The 21,829-nt window shown below is 74.5% G+C and carries 19 protein-coding genes; 12 read left to right on the top strand and 7 right to left on the bottom strand.

Annotation, left to right across the window (positions count from 1 at the left end; translation table 11 throughout):
* Positions 1 to 287 precede the first annotated feature (287 nt).
* The 7 genes from JQX11_RS09815 (at position 288) to JQX11_RS09785 (ending at position 9,071) form a co-directional block, all read left to right on the top strand.
* Positions 288 to 1,469 (top strand): hypothetical protein, encoded by a 1,182-nt coding sequence (locus JQX11_RS09815; protein ID WP_204924697.1) that lies wholly within the window; start codon positions 288 to 290, stop codon positions 1,467 to 1,469.
* The gene (locus JQX11_RS09810; RefSeq protein WP_204924696.1) at positions 1,456 to 4,296 is read left to right on the top strand and encodes a sensor histidine kinase; all 2,841 of its coding nucleotides are present in this window, start codon (positions 1,456 to 1,458) and stop codon (positions 4,294 to 4,296) included. Before JQX11_RS09815 ends, JQX11_RS09810 begins: the two co-directional genes overlap by 14 nt.
* On the top strand, positions 4,293 to 4,763 hold the full coding sequence (locus JQX11_RS09805; protein WP_067305308.1) for a roadblock/LC7 domain-containing protein: 471 nt from the start codon (positions 4,293 to 4,295) through the stop codon (positions 4,761 to 4,763). Before JQX11_RS09810 ends, JQX11_RS09805 begins: the two co-directional genes overlap by 4 nt.
* Positions 4,760 to 5,233 (top strand): DUF742 domain-containing protein, encoded by a 474-nt coding sequence (locus JQX11_RS09800; RefSeq protein ID WP_204924695.1) that lies wholly within the window; start codon positions 4,760 to 4,762, stop codon positions 5,231 to 5,233. The genes JQX11_RS09805 and JQX11_RS09800 overlap by 4 nt, the downstream gene beginning before the upstream one ends.
* A complete protein-coding gene (locus JQX11_RS09795; RefSeq protein ID WP_204924694.1) occupies positions 5,211 to 5,966 on the top strand; it encodes an ATP/GTP-binding protein in 756 nt (251 codons plus the stop codon). Before JQX11_RS09800 ends, JQX11_RS09795 begins: the two co-directional genes overlap by 23 nt.
* A 42-nt stretch (positions 5,967 to 6,008) precedes the next feature.
* The gene (locus JQX11_RS09790; protein ID WP_204924693.1) at positions 6,009 to 6,680 is read left to right on the top strand and encodes a hypothetical protein; all 672 of its coding nucleotides are present in this window, start codon (positions 6,009 to 6,011) and stop codon (positions 6,678 to 6,680) included.
* Between the two features lie 111 nt (positions 6,681 to 6,791).
* Positions 6,792 to 9,071: an AAA family ATPase gene (locus JQX11_RS09785; protein ID WP_204924692.1), complete on the top strand. Its 2,280-nt coding sequence runs from the start codon at positions 6,792 to 6,794 to the stop codon at positions 9,069 to 9,071.
* Between the two features lie 178 nt (positions 9,072 to 9,249).
* Here JQX11_RS09785 and JQX11_RS09780 read toward each other — a convergent pair whose 3' ends face one another.
* From JQX11_RS09780 to JQX11_RS09760, 5 genes are all read right to left on the bottom strand, one after another.
* Positions 9,250 to 9,762, bottom strand: coding sequence for a GNAT family N-acetyltransferase (locus tag JQX11_RS09780; protein ID WP_204924691.1), 513 nt, complete (start codon positions 9,760 to 9,762; stop codon positions 9,250 to 9,252).
* A 133-nt stretch (positions 9,763 to 9,895) separates the two neighbouring features.
* Complete coding sequence (locus JQX11_RS09775; protein ID WP_307826134.1) at positions 9,896 to 10,330, bottom strand: DUF3263 domain-containing protein; 435 nt, start codon at positions 10,328 to 10,330, stop codon at positions 9,896 to 9,898.
* Positions 10,331 to 10,489: 159 nt separating this feature from the next.
* A complete protein-coding gene (locus tag JQX11_RS09770; RefSeq protein ID WP_204924690.1) occupies positions 10,490 to 11,503 on the bottom strand; it encodes an ABC transporter permease in 1,014 nt (337 codons plus the stop codon).
* On the bottom strand, positions 11,500 to 12,510 hold the full coding sequence (locus tag JQX11_RS09765; protein WP_269756831.1) for an ABC transporter ATP-binding protein: 1,011 nt from the start codon (positions 12,508 to 12,510) through the stop codon (positions 11,500 to 11,502). The genes JQX11_RS09770 and JQX11_RS09765 overlap by 4 nt, the downstream gene beginning before the upstream one ends.
* 118 nt (positions 12,511 to 12,628) lie before the next feature.
* Entirely contained in the window at positions 12,629 to 13,414 is a 786-nt protein-coding gene (locus JQX11_RS09760) for a DeoR/GlpR family DNA-binding transcription regulator (protein WP_204924689.1), read from the bottom strand.
* A gap of 197 nt (positions 13,415 to 13,611) precedes the next feature.
* Between JQX11_RS09760 and JQX11_RS09755 the strand changes: the two genes are divergently transcribed.
* Genes JQX11_RS09755 through nagA form a run of 3 tightly spaced genes read left to right on the top strand, consistent with a single transcriptional unit; the run spans position 13,612 to position 16,582 of the window.
* Positions 13,612 to 14,541 (top strand): SIS domain-containing protein, encoded by a 930-nt coding sequence (locus JQX11_RS09755; RefSeq protein WP_204924688.1) that lies wholly within the window; start codon positions 13,612 to 13,614, stop codon positions 14,539 to 14,541.
* Positions 14,538 to 15,476: an ROK family protein gene (locus JQX11_RS09750; protein ID WP_204924687.1), complete on the top strand. Its 939-nt coding sequence runs from the start codon at positions 14,538 to 14,540 to the stop codon at positions 15,474 to 15,476. The genes JQX11_RS09755 and JQX11_RS09750 overlap by 4 nt, the downstream gene beginning before the upstream one ends.
* Complete coding sequence (gene nagA / locus JQX11_RS09745) at positions 15,473 to 16,582, top strand: N-acetylglucosamine-6-phosphate deacetylase (RefSeq protein ID WP_204924686.1); 1,110 nt, start codon at positions 15,473 to 15,475, stop codon at positions 16,580 to 16,582. Before JQX11_RS09750 ends, nagA begins: the two co-directional genes overlap by 4 nt.
* A 27-nt stretch (positions 16,583 to 16,609) precedes the next feature.
* Here the strand turns inward: nagA and JQX11_RS09740 are convergent, their stop codons facing one another.
* Positions 16,610 to 17,818 (bottom strand): DUF4032 domain-containing protein, encoded by a 1,209-nt coding sequence (locus tag JQX11_RS09740; protein ID WP_204924685.1) that lies wholly within the window; start codon positions 17,816 to 17,818, stop codon positions 16,610 to 16,612.
* 144 nt (positions 17,819 to 17,962) lie between these two features.
* On the opposite strand from JQX11_RS09740, the gene JQX11_RS09735 reads away from it, so the two are divergent.
* On the top strand, positions 17,963 to 18,742 hold the full coding sequence (locus tag JQX11_RS09735) for a phosphatase PAP2 family protein (protein ID WP_204924992.1): 780 nt from the start codon (positions 17,963 to 17,965) through the stop codon (positions 18,740 to 18,742).
* A 9-nt stretch (positions 18,743 to 18,751) separates the two neighbouring features.
* Positions 18,752 to 19,984, top strand: a complete 1,233-nt coding sequence (locus tag JQX11_RS09730) for an APC family permease (protein ID WP_204924684.1) — start codon at positions 18,752 to 18,754, stop codon at positions 19,982 to 19,984.
* On the opposite strand, the gene JQX11_RS09725 is transcribed toward JQX11_RS09730, so the two are convergent.
* The gene (locus JQX11_RS09725) at positions 19,985 to 21,778 is read right to left on the bottom strand and encodes an NAD-binding protein (protein ID WP_232377622.1); all 1,794 of its coding nucleotides are present in this window, start codon (positions 21,776 to 21,778) and stop codon (positions 19,985 to 19,987) included. It abuts the gene before it with no gap.
* Positions 21,779 to 21,829: the final 51 nt, after the last annotated feature.

Below are 21,829 nucleotides of genomic sequence, written 5' to 3'. Positions count from 1 at the left end.
CAGCGGAAACCGCACAAGGTCACCCGGCGTTCACGCAGAACGAATTCGGATTACGTGAATTCACGCGTAAGGCGCTATATCGCTATGGAAACGAGCATGTCACCGTGACAACAGTACGCAGCGTCACGAGCGGGTCAATCTTGCGTCACATCACTCGAAGTGACGCAAAACTGACCCGCGTAGACCTCCGGCCAGGGATCACCCGTCGATTAGGTTCTCGGTCCGACGCACGGGACCGAATTGTCACGCCATCCCCGACCCCTGCGCCGCCGCCGGAGGAGACAACCATGACCGTTCCCGCCTCGCGGGTCCGTCGACGGCCCAGGACACCGGGCCGCCTGTTGCCGCTGCTACTCGCCACCGCGCTGCTGCTGCCGGTGGCGTTCCTCGTCGTACAGGGCTACCGGCTCGTGGACACCGACCGCGAACTGGCCGAACGGGAACGGCTCGGCGTCGAGTACCTGCGCGCCCTCGGCCCGGTCACCGAGGCGCTGGTCGACGCGCAGACCGCCGCCGTCGCCGGCCGGCCGGTGCCCCGCGACGCCCTGGACCGGGCGGTGGAGGAGGCCGCAGCGGTCGACACCCGGGTCGGCGGCGAACTGCGCAGCACCGAACGGTGGGCCGGCCTGCGCGCGAAACTGGAGGGCCTGCCCAGCCGGTCGCTCACCGACCCGGAAACCGCCTTCACCGCGTACGGCGAGGTCACCGACCTGCTGCTGGCACTGCACGGCAAGATCCGCGAAACCTCCGGCCTGATCCGCGACCCCGGCTCCGACTCGTACTTCCTGCAGGACGGCGTCGGCGAGGAGATGCCGGAGGCAACGGTCGCCGCCGGACGCCTCATCGACCTGGCCGTGCTGGCGCAGCGACGCCCCGCCGCCGACCAGGCCCGCACCGTGGGTGAGCTGGCCACCCTCCGGTTCGCCGCCCTGCAACCGGCCGGTGACCTGGTCAACGACCTCCAGACGGTGGTCGACACCTCGGAGAGCGCCGACATCGGTGCCGGGGTGCTCACCCCGTTCGACAACTACCAGCGGGCCGTCGAGGCACTGGGGGCGCTGTCCCAGCCCCGGGGCCGGGCCCAGGAGCTGGACGTGGCGAAACTCGCCGCCGCCCGCAACCAGGCGCAGACCGCCAGCCGGGAGCTGCAGCCGGTCCTCCTCGACGAACTCGACCGGCTGCTACGGCAGCGCATCGACCAGCTCGACCGAGACGCCCTGCTGATCCTCGCCGCCGGTGGCGTGGCCGGGCTACTGCTGGTGGCGCTCGGCGCGAGCGGTTGGCTGACCCGTCGCGGTGAGCGCCCGACGGGCCGGGGCACCCCGGCGGTCGAGCCGGCCGACGCGAGCGGACCCGCCCCGTGGGAGCCGCCGACGCCGCCCGGCCGCCTGCCCACCGGGCCGGTGCTCCAGCCGGCCGGCCGCGGCACCGAACCCGACCGGTGGAGGCCCTTCGATGCTGCTCGGTAGGCTGCGAATCCGGGGCAAGCTGGCCCTGCTGGTGGTGGTCCCGCTGCTCTGCATGGCCGGGCTCACGGTGCCGGTGGTCTGGGAGCGGGCCTCCGCGGCCCAGCGGGCCGGCGACATCGCCGACCGGGTCCGGATCGCCAGCCGGGTCGGCACGATCCTGCAACACCTCCAGCAGGAACGCCTGCTCGCCGTCGGCCTGCTGCTCGGGCAGGTGCAGCGCACCGACCTCGTGCAGAAGATCGCCGAGGTGGACGACCGGGTCGCCGACCTGCGTTCCGACCTCGGCGACGACCTGCCCGGCGAGGTCGACACCGCCCTCGACGGGGTACGCCAGCTCGCCGCCCTGCGGACGGCGGCGGTCGCCGGGCAGACCGGCCCGGACCAGCTCATGGCCGGGTACGGGCCGGTGAACACCGCCCTGATCGACTCGCTGCGGTTGCGGCTCAACGCGGACACCCGTACCCCGGCCGGACGACAGGTGCTGGCCCTGGACGGCCTGCTGCGCACCGGCGAGAGCCTCAGCGCCGGGGCCACCCTGATCGTGCTGGTCGCCGCCCGGCCCAACGCCCAGACCGTCACCGCCTACGTGGCGAACTTCGCCGTCCTCGAAGACGAGAGCGCCCGGCTCCAGGCCCTGGTCACCCCCGAGCAGCTCGACCTGCTCACCCTGGAGGAGGTCGCGGTCGCCAACCGCACCGGGCCGAACTTCATCGACCAGAGCGCCGTCGACCCGGCCACCGCCATCGGCGCGCTGGACGTGGCGACCCTCTTCCCCACCGTCGGCTCGATGATCACTCTCGGCCAGTTCGTCGAGAAGAAGCTGGCCGCCGACGTCACCGCCGAGGTACGCGCCGACCGGCAGGTGGCGCTCGCCGGGGCGTACTGGGTGACCCTGCTGATCGTGACCATCCTGATCGCGGTCATCCTGCTCACCATGGCGGTCGGCCGGGCGGTGGCCCGACCGCTCACCCGGCTCACCCGCTCCGCCGACCGGGTCGCCCGGGTCGCCGAGTCCGAACTGGTCCGGGTCGCCGACGACGAGTCCGAGACCACCTCACCGGTACGCCTCGACCCGGTCGACGTGGGTGCCCGGGACGAGATCGGCGACCTGGCCCGCGCCTTCGAACGGGTGCAGAACACCGCCGCCCGGCTGGTGGAACGGCAGGTGGCGAGCCGACGCAACGTGGCCCAGATGTTCGGCCACGTCGGGCGGCGTACCCAGAACCTGGTCGGCCGGCAGATCGCCCTGATCGACCGGCTGGAGCAGCAGGAGACCGAGCCGGGGCGGCTGGAGCACCTGTACCGGCTCGACCACATCTCCAGCCGGTTGCGCCGCAACGCGGGCAGCCTGGTGGTGCTCTCCGGCGCGACCGGCGACGACGCGCACGTCGCACCGGTCCCGGTCGCCGACGTGGTCCGGTTGGCCCTCGGTGAGATCGAGGACTACACCCGGGTGGACGTGCAGGTCCCGCCGGAGGTGGTCGCCGCACCGGCGATCGTCGGTGACCTGGTGCTGACGCTGGCCGAGTTGATGGAGAACGCCACCGTGTTCTCCCCGCCGCACACCCGGGTCGTGGTCACCGCCGAGAGGACCGACGACGGCGCCCGGCTGGCCGTCATCGACCAGGGCATCGGGATGAGCGAGCAACGGCTCGCCGAGGAGAACGCCCGGTTCACCCGCCGGGAGCGGCTGGACCTGGCCCCCTCCGAGGTGCTGGGACTGTTCGTGGTGGGTCGGCTCGCCCGCCGGCACGGCTGGACGGTGGAACTCGCCGCCACCCCGGGCGGCGGGGTGACCGCCAGCCTGGTGCTCCCCGGCTCCGCCCTGGCCCGCCCCGCGACCGGGCGTGGCGGGGAACCCGTCAGCCGGGTCGCGCTGCCGTCGCGGGAGCGCCCCGTGACGACCCCGCCGGCCGGACTGCCGACGCGGGAACGACCCGGACCGACCGGCCCGGCCACCGGGCCCGGCACCGACGTCCCCCTGCGGACCGGCCGTACGCCGGTCGTGCTCGACGCCGGTCCCGCCCGGCCCACGGTCGACGCGGCGTCGGCCCGGCCGACGGTCGACGCCACGGCGCTGCCCGGGTTCGACCCCACGCTGCTCAGCAAGGCGACCATGAGCATGGCGGCCACCGGCCCCTGGGACGCGTTCAGCACCGCGCCGGCCGACCAGGAGCCGGCCCGTACCCCCGGCACCGAACCGGACCTGACCTATCCCACCGGCGGCGACCCGGCCGGTGCCACGACGGTGCTGCCGGCCCGGGGCACCGCCACGGTGGCCCCGGTGGCCGACGCGCCCCACCCGGCGGTCCCGCAGGCCGTTCTGCTCCCCACCGTGGGGCAGACCACGACGCCCACGACGGACCGACCGGCCCCGCTGCCGGGCATCCGGCAGCGGGTCCCCGGCGCGAGCCTGCCCCGTACCGCACCGGTCGTCGGGCCGGTGGACGGCAGCCGGGCCGACCCGGAGGCCGCGCGGGCCCTGGTCGAGCAGTTCCAGTCCGGGGTGCACCGGGCCGAACAGGCCGGGCCGGCCGCCGCGTCCGTCGCCACCCGACCCGCTGCCAACCAACCCGCCGCCAACCAACCCGCCGCCGCCGCCCAACCCTCCGCGGCCCAACCCTCCGCCGCACCGGCGGTGCCCCGGCTGACCCGGCGGATCCCGGGCGCCAACCTGACCGTCTCACCGCCCCGGCAGGCACCGAGTGAGAATCCGGGAGATCCGGGCGAGGTCCGCGATCTCATCAACGCGTTCGAGACGGGCGTCGCCCGCGCTCTGCGCGAAGTCCGCACCGACCACCGCACTGAAGAAGGAACGACACGGTGACCAGCCCGCACGTACACGAGAACGTCGACTACCAGAACCACCCGGCCGGGGACCTCAGCCCGGAGGCGCGCACGTTCAACTGGCTGTTGGACTCGTTCACCTCCAGCACCGCCGGCGTCCTGGAGGCCATCGCGGTCTCCTCCGACGGGCTGCTGATGGCCATGTCGTCCATCAAGGACCGGTCCAACGCGGAACGCCTCGCGGCCGTCGTCTCCGGCATGACCAGCCTGGCCGGGGGTGCCGCCAGCTGGTACGCCCTCGGCGGGCTCAACCGGGTGATCGTGGACATGGCCGACGGCTACCTGCTGATCACGGCGATCAGCAGCGGTTCCGTGCTGGGCGTGATCGCCGACCGGTCGGCCAACCTGGGCACCGTCGCGTACGAGATGACCCTCTTCGCCGGCCGGGCCGGCGGCGCGCTGACACCGAGACTCATCGCCGAGCTGAAGAACGCCGTTCAGCAATGACCCGGGACGCCGCTGGCGAGGAACCGGAACCCGAACCCATGGTCCGGGTCCGCCCCTACCTGCGGACCCCGGCGGGCGATACGACACCGACGCCCGCGCCCGTCCCCGAGCCGGAGGCCGGCCGCCCGGCCAGCCCCCGCCCGTTCGTGCTGACCGCCGGGCGGGTGGCCGGCGCGGACCCGGCGATCGGGCTGGAGACCCAGGTCACCGCCCGGACCGGGCCGGGCCGGGCCGCCGCCGTGGCGGCCCTGCTGGCCCCCGAGTTGCAGGCGATCGTCGCCCTGTGTGGTGAGCCGATCTCGGTGGCGGAGATCTCCGCCCGGATGCGGCTGCAGCTCGGCGTGACCCGGGTGCTGGTCGGTGACCTGCGGGCCGCCGGCCATCTCGACGTGCACGTCGGCGCCGTCGACGACGCATTTGACCCCGACCTCATCCTGCGAGTGATTGATGGACTCCGTGCGATCTCCTGAATGGCCGGTCGCCCCGCTCGGCGGGCTCGCCGCGAACAGTGCCTCCGCCCGCTACGGACAGCCCGTGGGCGGCCCTCCGACGGCACCCCAGCAGCCGGGCGCACCACTGCCGTACCGACCACCGGCGGCGTCGGCGACACCGACGACGGACACCCGCAGCGGCCCGCCGGCCGCTCCGCCGATCCCGGTCAAGCTGCTCATCGCCGGAGGTTTCGGGGTGGGCAAGACGACCACGGTCGGTGCCATCTCCGAGATCGCCCCGCTGACCACCGAGGCCGAGATGACCAGCGCCGGGATCGGGGTGGACGACCCGGGGGCCCGCAGCGGGAAGACCACCACCACGGTGGCGATGGACTTCGGCTGCGTGACCATCGACCGGAGCCTGAAGCTCTACCTGTTCGGCACGCCCGGCCAGGACCGGTTCGGTTTCATGTGGGACGACCTGGCGCGGGGCGCGCTCGGCGCGTTGGTGGTGGTGGACAGCTCCCGGCTGGACGACTGCTACCCGGCGGTCGACTTCTTCGAGCGGGCCGGCCTGCCCTTCGTGGTCGGGGTGAACACCTTCGACGGCCGGCTGACCCACGAGCTGGGGGCGATCCGGTGGGCGCTGGCGATCGGTGACCACGTGCCGCTGGTGCAGTTCGACGCCCGGGAACGGCTGTCGGTACGGGACGCCCTGCTGGTCGTCCTGGACCGGGCGCTGGACCGGGCGGTACGGGAGAAGGGCGCCTGACCGAGCCGACGCCCGGTCGTTTCCATCGGAGAGGGGGACGTGATGAGGGGTGGTCTGGACGAGACACTCGCCCGGTTGGCCCGCCGTGAGGAGGCCCGTCGCCGCCGGTCGGCCGATCCGGAGACCGACGACGGCGGACCGACCCTGGCCTTCGGGGCCACCGGCCACCCGCCCACCGCCCCGGTCCACCCCGGGCCGGCAGCGACGCAACCGGCCGGCCCGACGCCGGCCGCCACCGGGCCGGCGCGCCCCGGGCCGGGACCCGCCACGCCGGCGGCTGGCGAACTGGCCCGGACCGGGCCCGGGTGGGCCGGGCCGGTGCCCGACCCCGACGGCGACCCGGTGGAGGAGGTGGCCGAGGCCGTCCGCCGGGTGGTGGCCGCCCGCCCCGGCCTGACCGTGGTGCTGCGCGTCGAGTACGCCGGACGTACGTATCCGCTGCGGATCGAGCAGGCGCAACCCGTGGCCCGCAACGAGCGGCCGGGCGTCGGGGCACGCACCGAGCGACCGGAGAACGGGGTACGCAACGAGCGGTCCGACGTCGTGGCGCGGGCGGGTGTCGACCCGTCGGCCACCCCGCCGCCGGCCTGGCCGCTGGCCGACCGGACGCCACCGGCGTGGACCCCGGCCCGGGAGATGCCGGGTGTCGATCCGGCGGCCCGGCTCGCCGAGTTGATCCGCCGGGACCCGACGCTGCTCGACAACGACACCTGACGGTACGACCGGGCGCGGCACCCCGCTTCCGGGCCGACCGGCCGGCTGGCCTGGGCGGTCGTACCGGATGACCGCCGGGCGTCGGCGGCGGCGGGCGGCTACTGTCGGGCGATGCCCGCACCGGATCTGACCCTGACCGCCAGCCTGCGCCCGGCCGCGCTGGACGCCCGACGTGGCATCGTCCGGCTGCACCCGGAGGTGCTCACCGCCCTGGCCCTGCGCCCGGGGGACCCGGTACGGCTGGCCGGCAGGCGGGTCACCGCCGGGATCGTCGCGCCCGCCGAGCCGACCGCCAGCGCCGCCCTGCTCTATGCCGACGACCTGACGTTGGGCAATCTCGGGCTGCGCGACGGCGGGCAGGTGACGGTCGGTCCCGCCCCGGTGACCCCGGCCCGCCGGGTGACCCTGGCCGGTCCGGTGTCGGTGCTCGCCGCGGTGTCCCCGGAGATGCTCCGGCTCGCCCTGCTCGGCAAGGTCGTCAGCGAGGGCGACAACGTCTCGCTGCTCCCCCAGGACGTGCTCCCCGACGCCTCGGTACGCGGTCTGGTCGAGGCCGCCCGCCGCAGCCTCGCCAACACCGTCGGGTACGCCTGGACGAGCACCCTGCTGACCGTGGTCGCCGCCGACCCGCAGACCGGTGGCCTGGTCACCATGGACACCGTGGTCGGTTGGGAGCACGGCCAGGTCACCCACGGTTCGTCCGGCCCGACCGGCCCCGGGCGGGGCTCGACCGGCCGTACCGGGACGGCTCCGGCCGGCAGCCCGACGGGCCCGACCGGGGAGGCCGGCGGGGCCGGGGAGGCCGGCGGGGCCGGGCACGACGACGACGTGCCGCACGTGGACGAGCTGCCCGGTCTGCGGGCGCAGGCCGAGGAGCTGACCGAGCTGCTGGACCTCGGCTTCCACCACCGCGAGGTGCTGGGGCGGCTGGGTACCACGGTCTCGCTCGGTGTGCTGCTCAGCGGGCCGGCCGGCTCGGGCAAGTCGGCGCTGGTGCGGGCGGTGGCCAAGACGGTCGGCGCCCGGGTACGCCCGCTGTGGGCGCCGGAACTCGCCGCGTTGACCAACGACGCGGCGGCCCGACGGCTACGCGACACCGTCGCCGAGCTGGCCTCGGGCGGGCCGGCCGTGCTGCTGGTCACCGACGTGGAGGCGCTGGCCCCGGCCGAGGACGCCGGGCCGTTGGCCACCGTGTTCCGGCAGGTGCTCGCCGGTGCCGTCCGGTCGGGTACGGCGGTGGTGTGCACCACCTCGCGGCCCGAGTCGGTCGATCCGGGGTTGCGCGCGCCGGATCTGCTGTCGCTGCGGATCTCGGTGCCGCTGCCCGACCCGGCGTTGCGTCGGGAACAGTTGACCGTGCTGACCCGGCAGGTGCCGCTGGCCGAGGACGTCCGGCTCGACGAGGTGGCGGGGCGTACCCCCGGGTTCGTCGCCGCCGACCTGGCCGCGCTGGTCCGCGAGGCCGGGGTGCGGGCGGCGCTGCGGCAGAAGACGGCGCAGACGCCGACGGTGGCGATGGCCGACTTCACGGCGGCGCTGGAGGTGGTCCGGCCGACCACCATGGCGGCGTCCACGCTGGAGCTGGCGACGGTCACCCTGGACGACGTCGGCGGCCTCGGCGAGGTGAAGCAGACCCTCACCGAGTCGGTGCTCTGGCCGCTGACCTACCCGGACACCTTCGCCCGGCTGGGGGTGCAGCCGCCCCGGGGGGTGCTGCTCTACGGGCCGCCCGGGTGCGGCAAGACCTACCTGGTGACCGCCCTGGCCGGGACCGGACGGGCGAACGTGCTGTCGGTGAAGGGTGCCGAGCTGCTGTCCAAGTGGGTGGGTGAGAGCGAGCGGGCCGTGCGGGAGCTGTTCCGCCGGGCCCGCGAGGCCGCACCGACGCTGGTCTTCCTCGACGAGATGGACGCGCTGGCCCCGGTACGCGGACAGGCCACCGACGGCGGTACGACCGACCGGGTGGTGGCCGCCCTGCTGACCGAGCTGGACGGGGTGGAGGCGCTGCGCAACGTCGTGGTGATCGGGGCGACCAACCGGCCGGACCTGGTCGACCCGGCCCTGCTGCGTCCCGGCCGGCTGGAACGGCTGGTGTACGTGCCGCCGCCGGACGGCCCGGCCCGCGCGGAGATCCTGCGGGCCGCGTCCCGCGCCGTGCCGCTCGCCGAGGACATCGACCTGGCGGCGCTCGGCGAGGAGTTGACCGGCTTCTCGGCGGCGGACTGTGCGGCGCTGGTGCGAGAGGCGGCGCTGGCCGCGATGCGGGAGTCGCTGTCGGCCGCCACGGTCACCGCCGCGCACGTCGCCACCGCCCGGGACCGCGTGCGCCCCTCCCTGGACCCCGGGCAGGTCGCCTGGCTGGCCGCCTACGCCGACAAGCACACGGGCTGAGCCTGCTGGTGCAGCCGTGGCGTGCTGCGTCGGCCGGTCCGGGCGTGTCGTCGGGGCGGGTGGATGTAGCGGTGAGCGGTATGCCTGAGCGGCATGAATATGACAGGTAGTCATATCACTCGCTGCGGGCATCTCGACCGTCGGCGACACGCCGCCCGCGCGGTGGCCGACGAGGCGGTCAGCCGTCGGCGGGGGGCGTCGCGTCGAGCGAGATCTCCGCGTACACCTTGTGGTCGTCTTCACGGAGCTTGGCGCCGCAGTTGCGCAGCACCGCGACGGCCCCCAGGTTGTCCGGGGTGGTATCAGCGACGACGGAGTGCATGCCGGCCGCCGCCGCGGCGTTGAGCAGTTGCCGCAGGGCCGCCGCGCCGAGGCCCTGGCCCCGGGCCGACCGACCGAGCCACATCCCGGTTTCCACCACCCCCGGGGCGTCGCAGCGGGTCATCCGGATCATGCCGACCACCTCGCCGCCGGCACAGACGGCGAACATCAGGGTGCGGGTCGGGCCGTCCAGCCCGCCGAAGCTGGCCCGGTGGAAGTCACGGAACGCCTCCCGGCGGGCGAGCGACCAGCCGGCGGGGGCGTCGACCGGGGGCATGACGTCACTCGGCTCCGCCTCGGCCGCCGCTACGGAGAGCAACGATTCCAGGTTCGCCTCGTCCACCGGCTCCAGCCGTACCGTACCTGCCACGTGCCGCAGTCTGCCGCCCGCGCCGGCCGTCGTCCACCCCTTTGGCCGGTGACTGGCGGTCCGGTCGGAGGTATCGGCCGGTCGTCCCACCGGAGCTGGGAACCTCACGCTCCGCTGTCAGCGTGGGCAGGGCTCAGCGGCGGCGGTTGCGGGCGCGGGAGGCGCGCAGCCGGCGCAGCCGGCCGATCAGCAGCGGCTCGGCGACCAGCGCGGCCGGGCGGTCCAGCAGGGCGTTGAGCAACTGGTAGTAGCGGGTCGCGGACAGTCCGAAGGTGTCCCGGATGGCCTGCTCCTTGGCCCCGGCGTGCCGCCACCACTGCTGTTCGAAGGCGAGGATCGACCGCTCCCGCTCGGTCAGCTCGTCGCCGCCGGCCGTCGCCCGCGCACCGGCCGACCCGGCCGCCGGCCCGGACCGGGGCGACGGTACGTCGGCGTCGGGGGGTGAGGACGCGTCGTCCTCCGGCGCCGGCCGGGGCGACGGCACCGGCGGCGGCGCGGACCGGACATCGGCGGGCGGTGGGGGGTCGGCGGGGGGCACGGGCGGCATGGCGTCGGTGGGCGGCGGCACGGCGCTCCTCGGCAGGGTGGACGACCGGGCGTACCGGCCGGGGAAACCCAGCTTAACCAGGGTGGGCGACGCTTCCGGACGACGGACGGGCCCGGCTCGACACGTGGTCGACCCGGGCCCGTCGCCCTCGGGTGCCGCCCGAACCGGGCGGCACCCGGATCAGGTGATGTCCCGCCGGCGCATCATCCAGAACGCGGCGACCATCACCACGGCGGTGCCGATGCCGAACACCAGCGCCGAGTCCTGCCAGGTCACCAGCAGCTCCTTGGGCGTGCACTCGCCCTGGACGAGTTCGCAGGAGCGGTAGTCGACGAGCGCCCACTGCTTCTGGAACCAGGCCAGCGCATAGGTGGACAGCACCCACCGGTCACCGAACCGGACCTCGGCGATCGTCGTGGCGATCCGGATGCCGATCTCACTGATCACCCCGGCCCCCACGGCCACCCCGAGCGCCATCGCCGTGTGCCGGCCCAGGGACGCCAGGGCGAAGGCCACCGCACCGGCGGCGAGGATCATCGCCAGCGCCCGCAGGCCGCTGATCCCGGCGGACTGCCACACCCCGGAGGTGACCTTCTCGGTGGTCCCCCGGAAGGTGGCGATCAGCCAGAAGGCCAGGGTCCACAACGCCCCGAGCACCACGGTCACCCCGGTCAGCGTGGTGAGCACGGCGGCCAGTTTGGTGCCGAGCACGGTGAGCCGTTTCGGCCGCCACAGCAGCAGGTTCATCATTCCGCCGGTGCTCCACTCGGCGCCCACGAACGAGGCGCCGATCAGGAAGCCGAACAACGCCACCGCCCCGGCGAAGATGGCGATGAAGTTGCCGAACTCGGCCCGGAAGTCGAACTGGTAGGGCAGGTTCCACTTCGGGTCGAACATCTCGGCGGTGGGCTTCCAGTCCCGGCCGCAGTTCGGGCCGTACCGCTCGTCGGTCTGCTCGCCGCGCGCCTTGGCCGCGTCGCACTCGGCGATCGACCGCTCCCACTCCCGGACGGCGTCCCGGAAGTTCGCGTCCGACTCCGCCTGCGCCTGGGCGATCACGGCCGGTGAGAGCTTGTGGCTGGAGAAGGTGAAGGCGGTGACGATGCCGGCCAGGCCGAGGACGAGCAGGACCAGCATGACCCGGGTGAGCCGGCGCTTTGCCAGCCGACGCAGTTCGGTGACGTACAGGCTCATGCGCCCCACCCTCCCGTGGTGCCGGCGGTGTGGCCCGGCTCGCCGATCTTGGCGGACTGGTCGACCTGGCGGTGCTGACCGGGGACCGGAGCGGTGGCGGTGATCTCCAGGAAGACGCTCTCCAGGTCCACCGCGACCGGGGCCAGTTCGCTGACGTACAGGTGTTGTTCGGCGAGCAGCCGGCTGACCGCGGCCGGCTTGTCCACTCCGGCCAGCATCAGGTGGTCCGGGTGGCGGGTGACCGCGACGCCGGCCCGGCCGAGCAGTTCGGCGGCGGCGGCGAGGTCCTCGGCGGCGTCCAGCCGCACCCGTACGCCGCCGTGCGAGTGCTGGGCCAGCACCTGCTCCACCGGACCGGCGGCGACCCGGCGGCCCAGCGAGATGATGGTGACCTCGTCGCAGATGAGCTGGATCTCGCCGAGGATGTGGCTGGAGAGCACCACGGTCATCCCGGATTCGGCGAGGGTGCGCATCAGGGTGCGCATCTCCCGGATGCCGCCCGGGTCGAGACCGTTGGCCGGCTCGTCGAGGATCAGCAGTTTGGGGTTCTTGAGCAGGGCGGAGGCGACGGCGAGCCGCTGCTTCATGCCGAGCGAGTACGTTTTGACCCGCTCGCCGGCCCGGTCCCGCAGCCCCACCAGTTCGAGCACCTCGTCGACCCGTACGGCGGGGACGTCGCCGGCCCCGGCCAACAGGGACAGGGTGTCCCGGGCGGAAAAGTGCGGGAAGAACTGCGGGCTCTCCACGATCGCGCCGACCTGACCGGCGACGGCGGGCAGTGCGCCGGGCACCTCGTGACCGAGGATGGCCATCCGCCCGCCGTCGGGCTGGATCAGCCCGAGCAGGGTACGCAGGGTGGTGGTCTTGCCCGACCCGTTGGGGCCGAGGAAGCCGTGCACCTGACCGGCCTCCACCCGCATGTCGAAGCCGTCCAGCGCGTTGCGGACCCCACGCCGGCGACTCTTGTACGTCTTACGTAGACCTTCGATCTCCAGGACAGCCGACAAGCTGCGCCTCCCCCGATGGTGGCTGATGACAGCGGTCACCATACTCGGTATACCCGCCAGGGCAATACCCGGTATGCATCGGCACTCAATTACAACCGACGGTGTATCAACGGGTCACTCAGGCGCAGATGACGGCCACCCCGGCGGCGCGGAACGCATCGACGAGTTCCGGGGCCGCCCCGGAGTCGGTCACCAGGGTCTCCACCCGCTCCACGGGGCAGATCCGGGCGAACGCGTGACCGCCCAGCTTGGACGAGTCCGCAATGATCACCACCCGCTTGGCCCGCGCCACCATCAGGTTGTTCATCGCCGCCTCACCCTCGTGGTGGGCGGCGGCACCCAACTGGGGATCGAGCGCGTCCACGCCCAACAGGGCGACGTCCAGGGTGACCTCGCGCAGCAGCGCCCCACCCAGCGGCCCGACCAGCTCGAACGACTTCGGTCGCACCACACCCCCGGCGACCACCACCTTCATCCGGGAGCGCACCAGCAGCTCGTTGGCGATGTTCAGGGCATTGGTGACCACGGTGAGCTGGGCACCCTCGGCACTGGTGTTCAGGTCGGGGCGGACGGCCAGGGCGCGGGCCACCTCGGTGCTGGTGGTGCCGCCGTTGAGGCCGACCACGGTGCCGGGCGAGACGAGCGCGGCGGCGGCCGCCCCGATCCGCTGCTTCTCGGCCGAGTGCTTGGCCGTCTTGTAACGCAGCGGCAGGTCGTACGAAACGCCGTTGGCGACCGCGCCGCCCCGGGTCCGGGTGATCATCTGCTGCTGGGCGAGCTGGTCGAAGTCGCGCCGGATGGTCGCCTGCGAGACGTCCAGCCGCTCGGCGGCCTCCTCGACGCTGACCCGACCACTGTCGGTGAGCATTTCGAGCAGAGCGTTCCACCTGGCGTACCGGTCCACGGGGGGCCTCCGACTCTGCACGAAGGGTGATCGAATGCGTGCACAGTAGTGCGCGAAACTCGCAGTGCGCAAAACCCCCGACTGCGCGATCCGGGGGCAGGTTGCCACGCGCACCTCGTTTCGCGCAGAATAGCGCGCGAAAGACGGTGGTAATGAGCCGTATTGCGCACCTCCCTCCCCTGTGCGAGGAGTTCCCCATGGCGTACGTCGACGCGGAGATCGCCAGCCAGCCCGACTGCTGGCGGGAGGCGGCCCGACTCGCCGGCACCGTCGCCAGCGCCCTCCCCCGCCCCGGCGAGCGGGTCGCCGTCGTCGGCTGCGGCACCTCGTGGTTCATGGCCATGGCGTACGCCGGCCTGCGCGAACGGGCCGGCCACGGCGAGACCGACGCCTTCCAGGCCAGCGAGTTCCCCGCCGAGCGCCGCTACGACCGGCTGATCGCGGTCACCCGCTCCGGCACCACCACCGAGGTGCTCGACCTGCTCGCCGCGCTGCGCGGCCGGACCCCCACCACCGTCCTGGTCGGCGACCCCGGCTCGCCCGCCGTCACGCTGGCCGACACGGCCGTGCCGATGCCCTTCGCCGACGAGCGTTCGGTGGTGCAGACCCGGTTCGCCACCACCGCCCTGGCGCTGCTGCGCGCCCACCTCGGCGACAACGTCGAGGCGCTGGCCGCCGACGCCGAGGTCGCCGTCCGCGCCCCGCTGCCGCTCGACCCGGCCCGCATCGACCAGGCCACCTTCCTCGGTCGCGGCTGGACGGTCGGGCTGGCCCAGGAGGCCGCGCTGAAGTGCCGCGAGGCGGCCACCTTCTGGGCCGAGGCGTACCCGGCGATGGACTACCGGCACGGCCCCATCTCGATCGCCGGCCCCGGCCGGCTGGTCTGGGCGTTCGGGGAGCTGCCCGAGGGGCTGCCGGAGGACGTGGCGGCCACCGGGGCGGCGTTCGTGCACAGCCGGCACCACGGCTGCCACACCGTGCTCGGCAGTTGGGCGGCCGGCCGGACGCCGGTCGACCCGATGGCCGACCTGATCCTCGCCCAACGCTTCGCGGTGGCCCTGGCGACCAGCCGGGGGCTGGACCCGGACGCGCCCCGGCACCTGACCCGCTCAGTGGTGCTGGCATGACCGACGGGCCGCCGGGCGACGACCGGGTGGTCGTCGCGTTGGACGTCGGCGGCACCGGCATGAAGTGCGCCCTGGTCCGCCCCGACGGCAGTGTGCTGCACGCCGAACGGCATCCGACCGACGCCGGACGCGGCCCGGACGCCGTGGTCGAGACCGTCCTCGCCGTCGCCGAAGGACTGGCCGACCGGGCCCGCGCCGCCGGGTCGACCCCGGTGGCCTGCGGCGTCGCCGTGCCCGGGGTGGTCGACGAGGCCGCCGGGGTGGCGGTCTGGTCGGCCAACGTCGGCTTCCGGGACGTACCGCTGCGGGATCTGGTGGGGGCGCGGCTCGGGCTGCCGGCGGCGCTCGGCCACGACGTGCGGGTGGGCGGGATCGCCGAGGCCCGGCTCGGTGCCGGCCGGGACGCCCGGCACGTGCTCTTCGTCGCGATCGGCACCGGCATCGCCGCCGCGCACGTGGTCGCCGGCTCGGCCGCCGTCGGCGCGCACGGTGCGGCCGGCGAGATCGGCCACATCCTGGTACGCCCCGACGGCCCGCGCTGCGGCTGCGGCCGGCCCGGCTGCCTGGAGGCCGTCTCGTCCGCCTCGGCCGTGGCCCGCCGGTACGCCGAACTGGCCGGGTCGGCGGCGAGCGCGGCCGACGTGGCCGGGCGCGCGGCGGCCGGTGAGGAACTGGCCGGGCGGGTGTGGCGGGAGGCCGTCGAGGCCCTCGCCGACGGGCTCGCCACCGGGCAGGCGCTCTACGACGTCGACACCATGGTCATCGGCGGCGGCCTGGCCCGGGCCGGCGGGCAACTGCTCGACCCGCTCCGCGCGGCGCTGCGCGAACGGATGACCTTCCATCGGGAGCCGCGCCTGGTCGCGGCGGCCCTCGGCGACGAGGCCGGCTGCCTCGGTGCCGCCCTGCTCGCCCTCGACAGTCTGGAGAGACGATGACCCAGCGGGTGACCGGCAAGGTGGTGACCCCGACCGGCGTGATCCGGCAGGGGTGCGTGGAGCTGGACGGCGAGCGGATCACCGCCGTCGCCGAGTACCCGGCCAAGCGCGACGGGCACTGGATCGTGCCGGGGTTCGTGGACATGCACACCCACGGCGGGGGCGGGCACACCTTCACCACCGGTGACGCCGACGCCGCCCGCGCCGCCGCCGCGTTCCACCGGCGGCACGGCACCACCACCCTGCTGGCCAGCCTGGTCAGCTCGCCGTTCGAGCTGATGCGCACGGCGACCGCCGCGTTCGCGCCGCTGGTCCGCGAGGGGGTGCTGGCCGGCGTCCACTTCGAGGGGCCGTACCTGTCGGCGGCCCGGTGCGGCGCGCAGAACCCGGAGTTCCTCCGCGACCCGTCCACCGACGAGCTGGGCCGGCTCGTCGCCGAGGGCGACGGGGCGGTCCGCATGGTCACCCTGGCCCCCGAGCGCCCCGGCGCGTTGGACGCCATCAAGCTGCTCACCTCGCACGGGGTGGTCGCCGCCGTCGGCCACACCGACGCCACCTGGGAGCAGACCCGGGCCGCCGTCTCGGCCGGGGCGAGCGTCGGCACCCACCTGTTCAACGGGATGCGCCCGCTGCACCACCGCGAACCGGGCCCGGTGGTGGCCCTGCTGGAGGCCCCGAACGTGGTCTGCGAGCTGGTCGCCGACGGGGTGCACCTGCACGACGGGATGCTCACCTTCGCCGCCGCCGTGGCCGGCCCGGAGCGGATCGCCCTGGTGACCGACGCGATGGCCGCCGCCGGGATGCCCGACGGCGAGTACGAGCTGGGCGGCCAGCCGGTCGCCGTGGCCGACGGGGTGGCCCGGCTGGCCCGGGACGGGGCGATCGCCGGCAGCACCCTCACCATGGACGCGGCGCTGCGGCACGCCGTCACCGCCGGCATCCCGATCACCGACGCGGTACGCATGGTCGCCACCACCCCGGCCCGCGCCGTCGGCCTCGGCGACCGGGTCGGCGCGCTCCAGACGGGCCGCCGTGCGGACCTGGTGGTGCTCGACGACGAGCTGACCGTCGTCCGGGTGATGCGCGCCGGCACCTGGCTCGACTGACCCCGCTCGCACGCGGGGGCGGGCAGGTCAGGCGGTGGGGACCTCGACGCCCAGGACGGCCTGCTCGTCGGGGCGGTGCACCAGCACGTCGGCCAGGTAGGACTGCACCGCCGGACCCATCCCCACGTCCCGGCCGGCCCGCTCGGAGAGCAGCCACTTGTGCTCGATGATCTGCGCGAAGATCTCCTGCGGTTCCAGCTTGTGCCGCAGGTGGGCGGGGACGGCCCGGACGACCGGCTCGAAGACCTCGGTCAGCCAGCGGTGGGCCGCCTGCTGCTCGTCGGTCAGGTCGCTCTCCACCCGGTAGGCGTCCAGGTCGTTGAGCAGCCGGCGGGCCTGGTTCTCCTCGGCGTCCAGGCCGGTGAGCCGGATCAGCCGCCGGGTGTGGTAGCCGGCGTCGACGACCTTCGGGCGGACCAGGTACCGCCCGTCGTCGACCGTCGACAGGGCCACCTCGGCCACGTCGAAGCCGAGGTCGTTGAGCCGGCGGATGCGGCGCTCGATGTCGTGCCGCGCCTCCCGCTCGACCTGCTGCTCGTAGGTGATCTCGTGCCAGAGCCGTTCGTAGCGCTGCACGACCTCCTCGCAGACCACCTCCGGGTCGATCGACTCGTGCAGCAGCCCGGCCGCCTGGAGGTCCAGTGCCTCACCGAAGATGTTGACCCGGGCGATCTCCAGGTCCTCACCGCGCTGCCCGTTGGACAGCGAACGGTGCAGCGCGCCGGTCTCGGCGTCGACCAGATAGGCGGCGAACGCCCCGGCGTCCCGCCGGAACAGGGTGTTCGACAGCGAGCAGTCGCCCCAGAAGAAGCCGGTCAGGTGCATCCGCACCAGCAGCACGGCGAGGGCGTCGAGCAGCCGGCCCATCGTCTCCGGACGCAGCGTGCGGGAGAACAGCGCCCGGTAGGGCAGCGAGAACTGGAGGTGCCTGGTGATCAGCACCGGGTCCAGCGGGGTGCCGTCGTCGGCCTGCCGGTCGGCCACGATCGCGATCGCCTCCACCGACGGGAAGTCGATCCGTTCCAGCGCCCGCAGCAGGTCGTACTCGCGTTCGGCGACCCGTTCCCCGGTCTCCTTGACCGCGTACACGTAGTCGCCGAGGCGGACGAACCGGACGATGTGCCGGGAGATGCCCTGCGGCAGCGCCACCAGGTGCCGGGCGGGCCACTGCGTAAGCGGGGTCGACCAGGGAAGGTCGAGCAGCGCCGGGTCGACGAGGGCCGAGGTGATCCGCACGGGGACAAGTGTGCCGGGTGTCCCCCGTCCGACGCTTCCCTTCGTGGTTCGGCACACATCGACCCGGGCCGTGCCACCACGGCCCCCCGGGCCGGCCGGTAGCGTGATCGCGTGCGGGAGCGAACCACGACGGTACGCGGCGGGGTGCGGCTCAGACCGGTCCGCCCGGCCGGCTGGTGGCCGGACCTGCTGCTGCTCACCGCCCTGGTCGCGCTGACCGGGGCGCTCGCCACCGACCATCTGTTCGGCGTCGACCGGGCGGTCGCCGACTGGGCCGAGGCGCACCGGCCGACCGCCGCCTACTGGGTCGCCCGGGTGCTCAACCTGCTCGGCCAGGGCACCCCGTTGACGCTGCTCGCCGCCGCGCTGGGGGTGCTGCTGGCCGTCCGGCTGCGCTCGGTGCGCCCGGTGCTGCCGCCGGTGGTCGCCTTCATGCTCACCTATCTGACCATCGGCCCGCTCAAGGTGTGGACGGCCCGCCCGGCCCCGAGCGCCAGCGTGAAGGAACCGTTCCTGCCCCCGGAGCAGACCCTGCCGCTGTTCCAGCACGACCTGCCGGTCCGCTACGCCCAGTCGTACCCGTCGGGGCACGTGGCCAACGCGATCGTCTGGTACGGCGTGCTCGCCCTGCTGCTCGTGCCGCTGCTGCGGACCCTCGGCCGGCGGATGCCACCCCGGCTGGCCACGGCCGTGCGGGTGGTGCCGCCGCTGGTGGTCCTGTGCACCACCACCTACCTGGGCTGGCACTGGCTTACCGACTCGGTGGCCGGGCTGCTGCTGGGGCTGCTGCTGGACCGGCTGCTGCGCCGCGTCCCCTGGGACGACCTGCCGCTACCGGCCCGGCTACGGGGCTGGGACCGCCCGTTCACCGCCGACCCGGGCCGGTCGCCCGATCGAGGCCACCCGTTCACCTCCGCCCCGTAACCTGCCGGGGTGGATCGACTGCGGCGGCGGCTCGGCGTACCCGACGCGGTGGTGGTCGGGTTGGGGGCGATGCTCGGCGCGGGCGTGTTCGTGGTCTTCGCCCCGGCCACCGCGGCGGCCGGCGGCACCGGGCTGCTGGTGGCGCTGGCGCTGGCCGGGTTCGTCGCGTACTGCAACGCGACCAGCTCGGCCCGGCTGGCCGCCCGCTACCCGGAATCCGGCGGCACGTACGTCTACGGCCGGGAACGCCTCGGCCCGTTCGCCGGGTTCCTCGCCGGCTGGGGTTTCGTGGTCGGCAAGACGGCGAGCTGCGCGGCGATGGCGCTGACCATCGGGGCGTACCTGTGGCCGGGGCAGGCCCGGCTGGTCGCGGTCGGCGCGGTGCTCGCGGTGACCGGGGTGAACCTGCGCGGCGTCACCCGCACGGTCGCCGCCACGAAGGTGCTGGTGGTCGTGGTGCTGGCGGTGCTGGCCCTGGTCGCCGTGACCGGCCTGACCGCCGGGGAGGTGCGGCTCGACCGGCTCGCCGAGGGCGGCGGTACGGCCCGGGGTGTGCTGACCGCCGCCGGGCTGCTCTTCTTCGCCTTCGCCGGGTACGCCCGGATCGCCACCCTCGGTGAGGAGGTCCGCGACCCGGCCCGCACGATCCCCCGCGCGGTGCCGCTGGCCCTCGGGGTGGTGCTGGCGGTCTACCTGCTCCTCGCGGTGGTCGCGGTCGGCGTGCTCGGCCCCGACCGGCTGGCCGCCTCCGCCGCGCCCCTGGCCGACGTGGTGACCGTCGCCGGGCTGCCCGGCCTGGCCTGGGTGGTCCGGGCCGGGGCGACGGTGGCGGTGACCGGGGTGCTGCTCTCCCTGCTCGCCGGGGTGGGCCGCACCCTGCTGGCGATGGCCCGCCGTCGGGACGTGCCGGGGACGCTGGCCGCCGTGCACCCGGTGCACTCCGTCCCGCACCGCGCGGAGCTGACCGTGGCCGCCGTGGTGGTCGCGGTGGTGGCGCTCGGCGACGTCCGGGGCGCGATCGGCTTCTCCAGCTGCACGGTGCTGGTCTACTACGCGATCACCAACGCCGCCGCGTGGACCCTGGGCCCGGACCCGGCCCGACGGCTGCCCGTCCGGGCGCTCGCCGCGCTGGGGCTGGTCGGCTGCGTGCTGCTCGCGGTCAGCCTGCCGACCGCCAGCGTCCTCGCCGGTTTCGGGGTGCTCGCCCTCGGCGCGCTCTGGTACGCCGTCCGACCCCGCTAGTCACTCCTGCGGATCACGTGAGGCCGGTACCCCGGCGGGCGGCGGCGGGGCCGGTGGCGGGGGCGGGGTGGTCTCGCGGAGCAGGGCGCCTAACCCGGCCCGCCGGGCCACCACGGTCAGCCGGTCCCCCGCCGAGATCACCATCCGGGGATCGGCCCGCCAGTCGGTCTTGTGGCCGGGCCGGGAGTGGGCCAGCAGGCGCACCTCGCCGGGGCGGGCCACCGCGCCGAGCGGCCGACCGTCCAGGGCCGCACCGGCCGCCACCGGCACCTCCACCACCAGCAGGGCGTGCCGGTCGACCGGGATGGTGGCGATGACCGCCCGGTCCAGCAGGGCGGCGGCGAACGACGGCGCGGCCAGGTAGGACACGCTGCGCGAGATGCCGATGCCGAACGCCCGCTGGATGCGTTCGGCGAAGTCGCCGTCGAAGAGCCGCAGCACCACCCGCAGCTCCGGGTTGAGCGCCCGGCCGTTCAGTGCGGCCCGCAGGTTGACCCCGTCGTCGGTGGAGACCACCACCAGCGCCTGGCAGTGTTCCACCGAGGCCGAACGCAGCGTCTCCTCCCGGGCCGCGTCCCCGACGATCAGCGGTACGCCCAGCCGCCGGGCCAACGCCGCACCCCGCGCCTCCGCGCTGCGGTCGATCGCCACCACCTCGACGCCGAAGTCGTGCAGTTGCGCCATCACCCGGGTGCCGATGTTGCCCAGCCCGACGACCACCACGTGCCCGGCGCGTTCCGGCTGGATGCGTCCGGCGTGCAGAGCCAGCCGGGCGTTGACGATGCCGTCGACCACCACGGCGGTGATCAGCGGGATCAGCGCCAACCCGGCCAGGTTGAGCACCACCTGCATGACCTGGGCGGCGGCCGGTTTGGTGACGTCCGGGTCCTGGCCGCTGAGCGTGGTGACCAGGGTCAGGTAGAGCGCCTCCGTCCAGCTCACCGCGACCGCACGGGCGTTGAGCCAGCCGAGCAGGGCGATCACCCCGAGCAGGGTCAGCACCGCGATGCCGATCTTGCGGGTGGCGAAGCTGCGGACCGCCCGCAGCAACACCGCCAGGGGTCGCCGGCGACGTCGGGCCCGGACCAGCCGGCGGGCCGCCAGCTCGGTGCCGGCGGGCTGCCCGGTCGCCTCGGCGAGCACCACGTCGGCCGCCTGCTCGTCGGCGGGCAGCACCCGGACCAGCTCCGGATCGGTGGTGACGGCCAGCCCGCAGACCACGTCGGCGGGGCGGACGTCGGCGCGGCGGGCCACGTAAAGGGTGCGACCGCCGTGCCGGAAGTGGGTCGGTGCCACCTCGCCGAGGGCGGCGGCGACGAACGCCGGGGCGGCCATCGAGGCGTCGGAGAGGACCGCCGAGTCGGGGAAGAGCTGCCGCAGGCCGTTGGCGAGGCTGGTGTTGAACATCCGGACCACCAGGCGCAGCCGGGGCTCGACCTCCTGCGCGCAGAGCGCGGCGTGCATGTTGCCCACGTCGTCCTGGTGCAGCAGGGCCAGCCCGTCCGCCCCGGCCAGGCCGGCCCGGTGGAAGGTGGCCTCGTCGAGCCGGTCGGCCCGGACCACCTGGACCCCGTCGACGTCCCGCCCGTCGGGGCCCTCCGAGCGGCGGCGTTCCGGCACCACCAGGGTGATCCGGACCCGGCCGTGGGCCAGGTCGGTGCCGAGCAGCGCCCGCACCACCCAGTACGCCAGCGGGTCGTTGCCGCAGACCACGTAGTGCGGGCGGGTGTCGCCGTTCATCCGTAACCGCCAGCCGGTCGCGCGCCGGGCCCGGTCCCGCAGGGGTTCGGCCATGCCCGGATGGTAGCCAGCCGGTCGCCAGGGACGCAGCCCTGGTGAGCGCAC

The sequence above is a fragment of the Micromonospora humida genome (genome assembly GCF_016901255.1).
GTDB lineage: Bacteria > Actinomycetota > Actinomycetes > Mycobacteriales > Micromonosporaceae > Micromonospora > Micromonospora wenchangensis.
Note: the sequence above shows the minus strand (reverse complement) of the source record. Positions and strands in the feature narration are given on the sequence as shown.